Here is a 13,009-nt window from a genome sequence, read left to right as displayed (position 1 = left end):
GCCGAGTGGCGGCTTCTTCAGCAGTCTGCTGTTTATTTCAGGGGCGCCCGGCCAGGTGGGCTAAAAGGCGCCCCCCTCAGGCCTACGCGGCCCGGCTTCGCGCATGTCGCGCGCCTTCACCCCAATCCAGGGCGGCCCCGTCCTCGGCGCCTTCGGCGCCGCCTCGCCCTTTGGGCTCGGGGTCTCGTGTCGACCTGAAAACCCTGGTCGCGGCCTTTTTCAGCCGTCTGCTACCGGGCCCGGAAGGGCCCGGCGGCGGCGCGGCCGCCGCGACGGGAGCCAAATGGCTGGACGGCGTGTTCGTTCGGGATCCGGAAGCGCTTGCGAGGGTGACTACTGGCGCGCTTTCGACCAGCGGTAGGAGCTCAGCAGAGGGCGTCCGGTGCCGGAGCCGAGGAGCCACAGGACCGACGGCTCGGGCTTGAGGTTGCTGACCCGGAATTCGCCTTCGCGACTGCCGAGGATGAACAGCGCGACGGACAGGGCCTGGGCGTCGAGGGCCAGCTCGGTGACGGTCAGCGTCGCCACCACCCCTTGGGCCGGCTGACCGGTGCGCTGATCGAGGTACGGCGCCATGCGGTCGCCACCGATCACCAGCGGATGATCGTCGAGGCGGGCGATGGCCAGGGCGCGGTCCTTCAGAAACAGCTTCTCGAGGGGCTTGTCGAGACCCTCGAAGGTCGGCAGCTCGACCGGCCAGCCGAGGCCGGCAGGTCCGGGGCCGAAGCCGCGCCGGCTGCTGCCGATGCGAATCCAGCCGTTGCCGGCGCCGTGAGAGCGCAGCACTGCGGCGGCGCGATCGATGGCGAAGCCGGGGGCGAAGTGGGTGAGATCGAGCTCACTGCCCTCGGCGAGTACCGGGGACGAGCCGTCGGTGCCGATGGCGGCGCAGCGAGCGCTGGCCACGGCCTCGGCGAGCTTGCCGGCGGTCGGCCGGCCCAGGGGCTCGCCGGAGAGACCCCAGAGGCGCGCCAGACGACCGCCGAGGGGGCCGAAGGCGCCTCCCGACCAGAGACAGAACTGACGTCCGCGGGTCAGGATCGGCGCCAGCCGAGAAGCCACCTCGCCCGGGTCGGAAACGGCCTGTTCGATCTCCAGCACTTCGACCAAGGCGGCCCGCAGAGCGGCTTCGGCCGCCTGGCGGGGGAGGTCGCGTACTTCGAGGGCCACGGTGTCGCCGAAGGCCTTGGCCGAAACCCGCACGGGCTCCGTCGACGACCCCTGGGCGAAGGTCGGGAAGAGCGGCAGAAGCAGGAACAAAGCGGTGATTTTTCGCACGAGAAATCCATCATATTGAACTGTCCCGCGGAGAGCTATGGCGAGACTTCGGCGTGTTACAATCCGGGTTGCGGCTTCCACCCCATCTTCTCTCTACGAATCGCTGAAAAGTGTTGGGGGAAGACCGTTACCTCTCGTGTTTTTTTGCCCTTCGATGGCGCGAAGGGTTGCTAAATCACCTGCTGGTCGCGTCGTTTTCACGGGTTGTTCACAGGAGCAGTCGGGTGACTGTAGAACAATGCCTGGAACGCGTGTATCTAGGCACGATCTCGCTTGTATGAACTTGAATACGGCCCGAGAGGCCACCTCAAACGTAGTTCGGAGGAGAGAGATGAAACCTTCCTGGAGAGTCCTTCTCTGTCTGGCCCTGTCGATTGCCATGGCGACGGTCGGCGTGGTCAGTCTCAGTGCCCAGGGCGTCACCACCGGTGCCCTCGGCGGAACTGTGACCGACGAGAGTGGAGGCGCCCTGCCGGGTGTCACCATCGAGGCGGTGCACGAGCCCACCGGCACTCGCTACACCGCGGTGACCCGCGCCGACGGCGAGTACTCGATCTTCAACGTGCGCGTCGGCGGTCCCTACGACGTGACGGCCAGCCTCGAAGGCTTTGCCACCCAGGAGCAGACGGACATTTTCGTCAAGCTCGGCGGTGAGGCGGAGGTCGACTTCCGACTCACCCTCGGTGCCATCGAGGACACGGTGACGGTGGTCGGCCAGACCAGCCCGCTGTTCGACTCCTCGCGCACCGGCGCCGCCAGCAGCGTGGGTCTCGAGCAGATCCAGGCCCTGCCGACGGTTGGCCGTGGCCTCGAGGACTTCGCTCGCACCAATCCGTTCTTCACCGTGTCGTCGGAGAACGAGGACCCGGACGCGATCAGCGTCGCCGGCCGTAGCAGCCGCTACAACAACATTCAGATCGATGGTGCGGTCAACAACGATCTCTTCGGTCTCGCCGACCAGGGCACGCCCGGCGGCCAGGCCGATGCCACGCCGATCAGCCTCGACGCGATCCAGGAGATCGAGCTGGTGCTCGCCGACTACGACGTTCGCCAGGGCGGTTTCTCCGGCGGTAGCGTCAACGCCATCACCCGCAGCGGCTCGAACGACCTCGCCGGCTCGGTCTTCTACTTCACCCGTGACGACGGCCTGGTGGGCAGCGGCCCCGACTCGCTGGGCGAGTTCGGCACCTTCGAAGAGGACCAGTACGGCTTCCGCCTCGGCGGCAAGATCGTCGAGAACAAGATGTTCTTCTTCGTCAACGGCGAGATCACCGACCGCACGGTGCCCACCGGTTGGTCGGTCGACGGCACCGGTGGCCAGCAGTTCCTCAACGGCGATGCGGTCGAGGCCGGCCAGATCTTCCGCGACACGCTGATCAGCCGCTACGGTTTCGATCCGGGCGGTCTCGGCGAGCAGTCCCTCGATACGCCGTCGGACAAGTTCTTCGGTCGCCTCGACTTCAACATCGCCGACAATCACCAGCTCACGCTGCGGCACAACTTCGTCGATGCCGAGAACGACATCAATCGTCCGGGCACGCGAACCTTCGAGTTTCCGTCCGAGACCTACACCATCACCAACGAGACCAACTCGACGGTGCTGCAGCTCAACAGCGTCTTGGGCAGCAACAAGTTCAATGAGGCGCGGATCACCTTGCAGTCGATCAAGGACCGGCGGGCCGGTATCGATGGCGTGATCTTCCCGTTCATCGAGATCGAGAACGTCATTCCGGGCACCGGCCGTGAGTTCGAGGCCGGCACCGAGCCTTTCTCGACCCAGAACGCCCTCGACCAGGATGTCTTCGAGTTCACCGACGACTTCACCTGGATCGTCGGCGATCACAACATCACCATCGGCACTCACAACGAGTTCTTCACCTTCGACAATCTGTTCATTCAGAACTTCTACGGTGCCTACGAGTTCCGCACCCTCGACGACTTCCTCGCCGGCGAGGCGCGTCGTTACCGCCTGACGGTGGTCAACCCCGGGCAGCCGGACTCGCAGGAGTTCGAAGTCAACCAGTTCGGCTTCTACGTTGGCGACCAGTGGGCGGTGCGGGACAACTTCACCCTCACCTACGGCCTGCGCGTCGACGTGCCGTTCTTCCCGGACGAGCCGAGCCGCAATCCCTTCACGGAGACCGCCTTCGGCGTTCGCACCGACGACATCCCCGACGGGGAGCAGCTCTGGCAGCCGCGTCTCGGCTTCAACTGGGACCTGAGCAAGACCAGCCAGCGTCAGTTCCGTGGTGGTGTCGGCATCTTTGCCGGTCGCGCGCCCTACGTCTGGATTTCCAACCAGTATGCCCGCACCGGCGTCGAGCAGAGCTTCATCGAGGCTCGCAATGTCCAGTTCAACGCGGATCCCTTCAACCAGCCGCAGGACATCGGTGGAGCTTCGATCGGTGAGTTCAACTTCATCGATCCGGACTTCCAGTTCCCGCAGGTGCTGCGCGTCAACCTGGCCTACGATCACGAGCTGCCCTGGTGGGGCCTGGTGGCCTCCATCGAGGGTGTCTACTCGGACAGTCAGGAAGAGATCCTTTACCAGAACTTGAACGTTCGTCCGACGGGCGCCACCCAGCCCTTCGACGGCCGGCCGATCTTCGAGACGGTCGACCCGAGCGTCACCGGCGCCTACCTGATCACCAACACCAGCGAGGGCGAGCAGACCAATATCGCCGCCAAGGTCGAGAAGCCCTTCGGCCGCGGTGTCTGGGGCTTCGTCTCCTACACCTATGGCGACTCCGAGGTGGTCAACGACGGTTCCTCGAGCCGCGCGGTCTCCAACTGGCAGTTCAACGAGGCTCTCGATCCCAACAACCCCGGCGCCTCGAGGTCGGACTTCGAGGTCGAGCACCGTTTCGTGGCGTCGCTGTCGTACCGCTTCAACCGCGACAGCCGCTACCCGACGACTGCCTCGCTGTTCTGGAACCACCAGTCCGGTCGGCCCTACTCCACCACCATCACCGGCGGTTTCCCCTTCACCAGCATCAACGGTGACGGCTTCACTGCCAACGACCTGTTCTACGTGCCTTCGGGCCCGAACGACGTCGAGCTCATCGGCGGTACCTGGGAGCAGCTCGATGCCTTCATCTCGTCCGATGATTGCCTCGACAGCAACCGCGGTCGCATCGCGCCCCGCAACTGCAGCAACGCGCCCTGGAACAGCACCCTCGACCTGCACCTGGCGCAGGAGATCCCGATCGGCTTCGGCCACCTGGAGATCACCGCCGATCTGCTGAACCTGGCGAACCTGTTCGACAGCGACTCCGGTCTGCTGCGCTTCGTCGAGTTCAACAGCATCACGGCGGGTCGCTTCGAGGGCGTGACCGACGACGGTCGTCCGATTTACCTGCTGTTCCGCGAGGTCACCGATCCGGAGAACAACCCGCGCTTCGACACCCACAACACTCGCTCCCGCTGGCGGGCGAAGCTGGGCCTGCGCTGGACGTTCTAGAGTTTCAGGGGGGCTAAAGGCGCCCCCCTCGCCCGAACGCACATGTCGTTCGGGCTCACCCCTGGCCGGGCGCCCCCGTCCTCGGCGCCCTGTAGGCGCCGCCTCGCCCTGATCGGGCTCGGAGCCGGGTGCTGATTAGCACCCGGCTTCTTGTTTCTGGGGGCTGGGGCGGGGTCGCCTAGACGCCCCTTGCCTACGCGGCCTTCCGAACGCATATGTCGTTCGGGCTCACGCCTGGCCGGGCGCCCCTTGCCGGGCGCCCCCGTCCTCGGCGCCCTGTGGGCGCCGCCTCGCCCTGATCGGGCTCGGCGCCGGGTGCTGATTAGCACCCGGCTTCTTGGTTTCAGGGATTCCCAGCGATCCTCCTCGATCCTGCTTGCATGGCGCTGCCGGCGCTGCCTGACAGGACGCACATGTCGTTGGCTCTCACGCCTTGCCATGCGCCCCTTGCCGGGTGCCCCTAGCCGGGCGCCCCTTGCCGGGTGCTCCTCGCCGGGTGCCCCTGGCCGGGCGCCCCCATCTTCGGCTTCTCAGGATGTGGTTCGGCCTCGCTCTGTCGGAGCAGCGCTGCCTGGGGCGAAGCCGGGGTGCTCAAGAGGACCAGACGGCGGCGGCGGGGAACTCGCTGGCGCCAGGGGTCAGGCTTCCGCGGGCGACGATGCGGGCGTCACCGATGAGCGACCAGATGGACGGCTCGCCGGCCTGGGATCGTCCCTCGATCTGCAAGCGAAATCCGCCGGCGGTGAGGGCCTCGAGAGGAAGCCGCGCGCTGCCCGTCGCGAGGCCCGCGGCGGCCGCCGCCAGGACGCCCGTGCCGCAGGCGAGGGTCTCCGCTTCGACGCCGCGCTCGAAGGTGCGGATCTCCATCGCGTGCGGTGTCGGGAAGCGCACGAAGCTGACGTTGGCGCCGGCTTCGCCGGCGCTGGGGTGGGCGCGCAGGACGGCGCCGAGGTCTTGAACTGGGGCCGTCGCCAGTCCCTCGGGCCAGGCGACGATCCAGTGCGGCACACCGATGGTGACGGCGGCGATGGTCAAGCGCTGGCCGTCGGTTTCGACTTCGATCTCGCGCACCGGAGCCCCCGGCAGCGGAGCGTCGACGGCGATCCGCCCGTGCTCGGCATCGCGCCCGGTGAGCGATCCAGCACCGGTCTCGAGGCGAACGTCGCCAGTGACCCAGTCGAGCTCGAGGGCGACGCGCACGGCGCAGCGAGCGCCGTTGAGGCAGAGCTCCGCCTCTCCGCCGTCGGCGTTGAAGTAGGTCATGCGGACCGCGTCATCGCGGCGCTCGAGCAGGAACAGGCCATCGGCACCGACCGATAGCCCCCGCCGGCACCAGGCCCGGATCTGCCGTCGGCTCGGCGGTGATTCGGGCTCCGGCAGGGCAATGAAGTCATTGCCGGCGCCGGAGACCTTGAGGAATTCCATCGGGGCTAGCCCGCCCTTCTCACGAGGTTTCCTGGCGAGAGGCCGTCGGTTCTTGAAGATGCAAGGCATCCGTCGCTGCCACGCCGCCGCCGTACTCGAGGTACTGCGAGGGGAGCAGGCGAAGGAGAATGCAGCAGGTTCGGGGACATACGGACTCGCAGCGGAAAGCTGGTGAGAGCTAGCGAACGGTGGCGGTGATGACCTGCTCGCCGGCGCTCTCGTTGCCGCGCTCGTCGACGGCGGTGACGCGGTACTCGAGCACGTCACCGAGGGTCAGACCACGGTCGACCAGCTTGGTGGCGGTCAGCGCAGCGTCGCTCAGGGCCGTCCAGGCCGCGGCTCCGGCGGTGCGGCGATACACCCGGTAGCCGGCCAGGTCGTCGGCCGTGACGGTGTTCCAGAGGAGCCGGATCTGGCCGCCTTCGGAGAGCGCCACCAGGCCCCCCGGATCGGTTGGTGCGAAGCGGTCCTGGTAGTCGACCTCGCGGGCCGAGCCGATGGTGCTCTCGATCAGCGGTCGGCGGCCCGCCACCCGGCTGACCGAGTAGACGTAGCGCCGACCGTACTCCGCCGAGAGATCCTTGTAGGCCCGCTGCTGATTGCCGACCACGCCGAGGGGACTCCCGAGGCGGGGATTCGAGGCATCTCGCCGGTAGACGTTGAAGCCCTTGGCGTCGGGGTCGTCTGCCGCCTCCCAGGCGAGGGCGATGCCGTCCGCCTCGGCCTCTGCCGACAGCTCCGTGACCGGCGCCGGAGGCGGCAGGCGCGGGATCAGGCCGCCGCGGTTGGAGTCGGCCGAGACCTCGCCCTCGGCGGTCGCCGTGCGGGCGGAGAAAAGCACCGCCAGCGGCGGCTCGCCTTCTTCCGGAAGCTCTTGCGGTGCCCAGGGCAGAGCGACGGTGATCTGAGAACCGTCGATGGCCTGGCGCAGAGCGTCGCCGGAGAGCTCGAGGCGCAGCGTGGCGGCGGCGGCGAACTCGCGATTGTCGACCTTCGGAAGACGATAGACCGGCGGACCGGTGGGCGCGGCTTCACTCTCGTCCTGGGGTCCCTCCTCGGCTGCCTCGGGCGCCGTGGTGTCCTCGCCGCCGGCTTCCGGAGCATCGGCCGCCTCGCTGGCGTCGTCCGCCGGCGGCTCTACCGGGGCCGGAGGTGGCGGCAGGATGGCGGGCCGTTCGACCTGCCAGATCTCGACCCGCTCGATCCCCGGAAGTGCCATGCCGGCGGTGGTGCGGTTGGGGTAGGCGAAGCTGAGCAGGAGCTGGCCGCCGCGCTGCTGAACGGCGAGGTCCGAGGCCGCCGCCGGAATGGTGCGCAGCGGCGGGAGCGGGTCGCCTTGCTTGCCGCAGCCGGTCAGACCGGTGAGCAGGGCGCCGAGGGCGAGGGCGGGAATCCAGGGCTTAGAGGACATAGCGCGAAAGGTCTCGGTCTTCGACCACGCCGGCCAGGTTGCGGCGCACGAACTCGGCATCGACCACCAGGTCGACGCCCTCCATCGCCGGGGCCTCGAAGGAGACCTCGTCGAGGAGGCGCTCCATCAGGGTGGCGAGGCGGCGGGCTCCGATGTTCTCGGTCGACGAGTTGACCTCGACGGCGAGGCGGGCGATCTCGGCCACGGCATCGTCGGCGAAGGTGAGCTCGAGGCCCTCGGTGGAGAGCAGGGCCTGGTATTGCTTGGTGAGGGCCGTCTCCGGCTCGGTGAGAATGCGGACGAAGTCCTGCTCCGTCAAGGCCTGCAGCTCGACCCGAATGGGGAATCTGCCCTGCAGCTCGGGGATCAAGTCCGAAGGCCGGCTGACGTGGAAGGCGCCGGCGGCGATGAACAGGATGTGGTCGGTCTTGACCATCCCGTACTTGGTCGACACGGTGGTGCCTTCGACGATCGGCAGCAGGTCGCGCTGCACTCCTTCGCGCGAGACGTCCGGGCCACGGCCACCCTCGCGGCCGGCGATCTTGTCGATCTCGTCGAGGAAAATCATGCCGCCCTCGGCGACCCGCTCGCGAGCTTCCCGCGCCACCTGCTGGCGGTCGATCAGCTTCTCCGCCTCCTGCTGGGCGAGAATCTCGCGGGCGTCGGCCACCGTCACCTGCTGCTTGCGGCGACGACCGCCGAACAGGCCCGGCAGCATGTCCTTGATGTTGACGCCGACTTCCTCCACCCCTTGGGGGGTGAACATCTCGAAGCTCGGGTAGGCGGACTCTTCGACCTCGATCTCCACCTTGCGCTGGTCGAGCTTGCCGGCGCGCAGCTTGGCGCGAAACTTCTCGCGCGTTTCCTGGACGTCGTTCTCTTCGCTCTCCGAATCTTCGAGGCGGGCGGCGTAGCCGAGGGTCGAGCGGGCCGGCACCAGGAGCTCGAGGAGGCGCTCTTCGGCGCGGTTGGCGGCCTCCTCCTGCACGGCGCTGCGCTTCTCGGCGCGCACCATGCCGAAGGCGATGTCGACCAGGTCGCGGATCATCGATTCGACGTCGCGGCCGACGTAGCCGACCTCCGTGAACTTGCTGGCCTCGACCTTGATGAAGGGCGCCCGCGCCAGCCGCGCGAGGCGGCGGGCGATCTCCGTCTTGCCGACGCCGGTGGGGCCGATCATCAGGATGTTCTTGGGCGCGATCTCTTCGGCCAGCTCGGGGGGAAGCTGCTGTCGCCGCCAGCGGTTGCGCAGGGCGATGGCGACGGCCCGCTTGGCGGCGTGCTGACCGACGACGTACTTGTCGAGCTCGGCGACGATGTCGCGCGGCGTCATGTTCTCCAAGCCACCCGCCGGAAGGGCCGCCTCGAGGGGGACCAGATCACTCGCCATCGTGCAGCTCCTCGAGGGTCAAGCGGTCGTTGGTGAAGACACAGATCTCGGCGGCGATGGCCATCGATTCCTCCACCACCTGGCGTGCCGTCAGGGAGGTGTGACGCAGCAGGGCCTTGGCCGAAGCGTAGGCATAGAGGCCGCCGGAGCCGATCGCCAGGATGCCATCGTCCGGCTGCATCAGGTCTCCGGCGCCGTTGAGCAGGAAGCTCTTCTTGCTGTCCGTCACCACCATCTGCGCCTGGAGCTGCCGCATGGCGCGGTCGGTGCGCCAGTCCTTGGCGAGCTCGACCACGGCGCGCTCGAGATTGCCACCGAACTCCTCGAGCTTGTTCTCCAGCCGCGAATAGAGGGCCAATCCGTCGGCAGCCCCGCCGGCGAAGCCCACCAGCACCTTGCCGCCGGCGGCGCGGCGGACCTTGGCGGCCTGGGCTTTGATCACCGTATTGTTGAGCGTGACCTGGCCGTCGCTGGCCATGCAGACCTGCCGGTCGCGGCGCACCAGGAGCACGGTTGTTGCGTGGAAATCACTCATCGTTCGGGCATTCTAATGGGTTGGTGGAGCGGCCGGGACAGGACCTCGCGGTCACTCTCGGCGGGCGCGCGGATGAGCCTCCCGGTAGACGGACAGGAGACGCTCGATTTCGACGTGAGTATATCGTTGCGTGGTGGCCAGAGAGGCGTGGCCGAGGAGCTCCTGAATGGCCCGCAGATCGGCTCCACCTTCGAGCAGGTGGGTGGCGAAGGTGTGGCGTAGGGTGTGAGGGTGGACCCCTGCCGCGAGGGCCGCGGCATCGACCCGCCGGTCGAGGATGCGGCGTACCGAGCGGGCGCTCAAGCGAGTGCCGCGATAGTTCAGGAAAACCGGTTCGCCGCGGCCGTCCTCGCGGCGCACCTGGTCCCAGTCGTCGAGCCACCCTGCGAGGGCGTCGGCGGCGCGCCGGCCGAAGGGAACCATGCGCTCTTTGCCGCCCTTGCCGAGCACCCGCAGGACGCGCGCCGCGAGGTCGAGGTCGCGCCAGTCGAGGGAGACCAGCTCGCCGACCCGTAGGCCGCTGGCGTAGAGCAGCTCGAGCAGGGCCGAGTCTCGCCGGTCGAGGGCGCTGGCTTCCGCCGGTGGTTCGAGGAGCTGCTCGATCTCGCCCGGTCGCAGGTGCCGCGGTAGGTCCTTGGGGGTCTTCGGAGAGGGTACCGCGGCGGCCGGATTGGTGCTCGCGCGACCGCTGGCGCAGGCCCAGCGAAACAGGCTGCGGACGGCCGACAGAGAGCGGCTCTGAGTGCGGCGGCCGGCTCCCTGGTGATGGCGATGAGCCACGAAGGCGCGCACCGCCGCTGCATCGATCGCCTGCGGCCTCAGCTCTTCCGGTGCGACGCCGAGATAGTCCCTCCCGACGAAGCGCACGAAGCGCTCGAGGTCGCCGCGGTAGGCCCGCAGGGTGTGCTGCGAGAGATTGCGATCGAGCTCGAGATGGCGCAGGAAGTCTTCCACCAAGCGTTGCATCGTGGTCAGTGTGCCACAGGTCCCAGCGCGCCGAGGCGGGCCCACGGTGCAACCCGCCTGCATCTTGGCCCCGAACCCTTGTTGTAGGGTTGATGAATCGCTGGTTTTGATGCAGGTGTCTCGGAATTCGATCGGGAGGTGGTGCGATGAGAGGACTTCGATGGTTCTTGCTCTCGGCATTCGTCGCCACGATCTGCTGGCCGTCGGTGCTCTTCGGGGTCGAGCCGGTGGTGTTCGGCGAGTGGTCCTCGAACAGCTATCGCAACTTCGTCACTCTCAATGCCTGGGTGCAGCCCAACGGCAACGATCTGAGGGTCTTCTTCAACGCCGAGAGTGCCATCGACCGCACCGGTTCGGTCGAGGTTCTGGTGCCGGCCGGTGACCAACTGGTGCTGGTGTCGGCGCCGGTCCTGCTGCCCAGTTGTGACGAGAGATACGACTTCCAGACCTTCATCTGGACCGACACCTACGGCATCACAGAAGGCCTTGGGAACACCTTTTTCAGTTTCGACTGTGGGCGACCGGAGGGAATCTGCACGGTGCCCATCGAGCCGATCGCCTGTGGGGGTGTCGCGAGCGGTGAAACCACCGCCACCTCACTCGATCAAATCGCCGACTATTCCTGCAACGGCGGCGACTACGGCGCCGGTCAGGACGTCTTCGTGTTCTCGCCGGCAGCCAACGGCCGGATCACGGTCACTCTCGATGAGCTCGCTGCCGACCTCGACCTGATGGTGTTGCGCAACCGGTTCACCGGCTGCGACGCCTCGCAGTGCCTCTACTCGAGCACCGAGGCGGGTCTCGATGCCGAGACGGTCACCATGGCGGTGACCGCCGGTGAGCAGTACTTCTTCGCCGTCGATGGCGCCGTCGGCAGTGCCGGTGCCTATCGCCTTTCGCTGGTGTGTGACGACCGCCTGCTGTTCGCCGACTCCTTCGAGGGTCGCTCCTGTTGGTCGAGCCGCGAACCCAACCCGCTGCCGGTCCGCTGCGGCGTTCCTCTGTTGCAACCTTGAGTCGCCGCGACGGGAATCCTCGGCGCCGCCGTCGAGCCCGAGGGGCCCGGTACATCCCCACCGCAGCGTTGGAGCGTTTGGCCGACTAGCTGTTCACCCTTGCTGTTTCCTGAGGGACTTCCGGTGCGGTCGGGATCGGTCGGTGGGGGACGCCCTGGACTTGGGCCCAGGCCGCCAGGGCGCCGTGGGCGCGTGCGGCGAGGACTTGGCGCTTCTGCTTCTTGGGAACTCGCCGGCCGAGCTCGTCGAACAGGCCGTAGTTGATGTTGGCGGGCTGGAAGCGCTTCGGATTCGACTCCGTGAGGTGCCGCGCCAGGGCTCCGAGGGCGGTGGTTGCGGGGAGCGCGGTGGGGGTTCGCCCTTGGCGCTCGAGGTGCAGATAGAGGGCGATCACCAGGCCCGTGGCCGCCGACTCGAGGTAGCCCTCGACGCCGGTGATCTGGCCGGCGAGGCGCAGCTCGGGCCGGGCCTTGAGACGGTAGAAGGGGTCGAGGTGGGTGGGGGCGTTGATGAAGGTGTTGCGGTGAATCTGCCCGAAACGCACGATCTCGGCGTTTTCGAGACCGGGAATGAGGCCGAAGACGCGGCGTTGCTCGGGCCACTTCATGCGCGACTGGAATCCCACCAGGTTGAAGTGGGTCTTGGCGAGGTTCTCGCGGCGCAACTGGAGCACCGCCCACGGTCGGCTACCGTCCGGCGGCGTCAGCCCGACCGGCTTCATGCAGCCGTAGCGCAGGGTGTCGGGACCGCGCCGGGCGAGCTCCTCGATGGGCAGGCAGCCCTCGAAGAAAAGACCCTTCTCGAAATCGTGCAGGGGGAGCACCTCGGCCTCCACCAGAGCCTGGTGGAAGGCCTCGTACTGTGGCCGGTCGAGAGCCGCATTGAGGTAGTCGTCGCCGTCGCCTTTGCCGTAGCGGGATTGCCAGAACAGCCGGCCCATGTCGAGGCTCTCGGCGTCGACGATCGGCGCGATGGCGTCGTAGAAGTAGAGGTACTCGTCTCCCAGCAGGGAGCCGAGGGCGCCGGCCATGGCCGGCGAGGTCAGGGGGCCGGTGGCGATGACCGCGTCGCCCTCGGGGAGCGACTCCACTTCTTGCCGGCGAATCTCGATCTTGGGGTGCTTCTCGAGGTGTTGGCTGACGTCGGCGGCGAAGCGGTCGCGATCCATCGCCAGGGCACCGCCGGCGGGCACCGCCGCCCGGCGGGCGCAGGCCAGCACCAGCGAGTCGAAAGACTCCATCTCACGTTTCAGCAGGCCGGCGGCGTGGAAGGGGTCGTCGCTGCGGAAGGAGTTACTGCACACCAGCTCGGCGAAGTGGTCTGTCTTGTGGGCCGGAGTGCGCTGCTCGGGGCGCATTTCGTGCAGCACCACGGAAACGCCCCGTTCGGCGAGCTGGTAGGCGCATTCGGAGCCGGCGAGGCCGCCTCCGACAATTTCGACGGGATTGCTCACCGGCGAATTATACGGCCCCCGACGGACCTCTCCAGGGTTCCTCGGAGAGGCCCGAAACGTCGCCATCGGTGAGCT

General features: G+C 67.6%; 9 protein-coding genes. 2 read left to right on the top strand and 7 right to left on the bottom strand.

Annotation, left to right across the window (positions count from 1 at the left end; genetic code table 11):
* Positions 1 to 333 precede the first annotated feature (333 nt).
* Positions 334 to 1,278 carry an FAD:protein FMN transferase gene (locus tag AAF604_12735; GenBank protein ID MEM7050524.1) on the bottom strand — a complete coding sequence of 315 codons (945 nt, stop codon included), beginning with the start codon at positions 1,276 to 1,278 and terminating at the stop codon, positions 334 to 336.
* A 331-nt stretch (positions 1,279 to 1,609) separates the two neighbouring features.
* Between AAF604_12735 and AAF604_12730 the strand changes: the two genes are divergently transcribed.
* A complete protein-coding gene (locus tag AAF604_12730) occupies positions 1,610 to 4,738 on the top strand; it encodes a carboxypeptidase regulatory-like domain-containing protein (GenBank protein MEM7050523.1) in 3,129 nt (1,042 codons plus the stop codon).
* 591 nt (positions 4,739 to 5,329) lie between these two features.
* Here AAF604_12730 and dapF read toward each other — a convergent pair.
* The 5 genes from dapF to xerC all read right to left on the bottom strand — a co-directional run bounded on the left by dapF (position 5,330) and on the right by xerC (position 10,465).
* Positions 5,330 to 6,163 (bottom strand): diaminopimelate epimerase, encoded by an 834-nt coding sequence (dapF, locus tag AAF604_12725; GenBank protein MEM7050522.1) that lies wholly within the window; start codon positions 6,161 to 6,163, stop codon positions 5,330 to 5,332.
* A 178-nt stretch (positions 6,164 to 6,341) separates the two neighbouring features.
* Positions 6,342 to 7,574: a fibronectin type III domain-containing protein gene (locus AAF604_12720; GenBank protein MEM7050521.1), complete on the bottom strand. Its 1,233-nt coding sequence runs from the start codon at positions 7,572 to 7,574 to the stop codon at positions 6,342 to 6,344.
* Entirely contained in the window at positions 7,564 to 8,964 is a 1,401-nt protein-coding gene (hslU, locus tag AAF604_12715; protein MEM7050520.1) for an ATP-dependent protease ATPase subunit HslU, read from the bottom strand. Before hslU ends, AAF604_12720 begins: the two co-directional genes overlap by 11 nt.
* Positions 8,954 to 9,499 (bottom strand): ATP-dependent protease subunit HslV, encoded by a 546-nt coding sequence (gene hslV / locus AAF604_12710; GenBank protein ID MEM7050519.1) that lies wholly within the window; start codon positions 9,497 to 9,499, stop codon positions 8,954 to 8,956. Before hslV ends, hslU begins: the two co-directional genes overlap by 11 nt.
* A 51-nt stretch (positions 9,500 to 9,550) precedes the next feature.
* A complete protein-coding gene (xerC, locus tag AAF604_12705; protein MEM7050518.1) occupies positions 9,551 to 10,465 on the bottom strand; it encodes a tyrosine recombinase XerC in 915 nt (304 codons plus the stop codon).
* A gap of 146 nt (positions 10,466 to 10,611) precedes the next feature.
* On the opposite strand from xerC, the gene AAF604_12700 reads away from it, so the two are divergent.
* A complete protein-coding gene (locus AAF604_12700; GenBank protein ID MEM7050517.1) occupies positions 10,612 to 11,481 on the top strand; it encodes a PPC domain-containing protein in 870 nt (289 codons plus the stop codon).
* An 85-nt stretch (positions 11,482 to 11,566) separates the two neighbouring features.
* Here the strand turns inward: AAF604_12700 and trmFO are convergent, their stop codons facing one another.
* Positions 11,567 to 12,934 carry a methylenetetrahydrofolate--tRNA-(uracil(54)-C(5))-methyltransferase (FADH(2)-oxidizing) TrmFO gene (gene trmFO, locus AAF604_12695; protein MEM7050516.1) on the bottom strand — a complete coding sequence of 456 codons (1,368 nt, stop codon included), beginning with the start codon at positions 12,932 to 12,934 and terminating at the stop codon, positions 11,567 to 11,569.
* Between the last annotated feature and the right edge of the window lie 75 nt (positions 12,935 to 13,009).

The organism is Acidobacteriota bacterium, from assembly GCA_039028635.1.
In the GTDB taxonomy this organism is placed as follows: domain Bacteria; phylum Acidobacteriota; class Thermoanaerobaculia; order Multivoradales; family JBCCEF01; genus JBCCEF01.
This window is presented reverse-complemented; position numbering and strand designations above follow the sequence as displayed.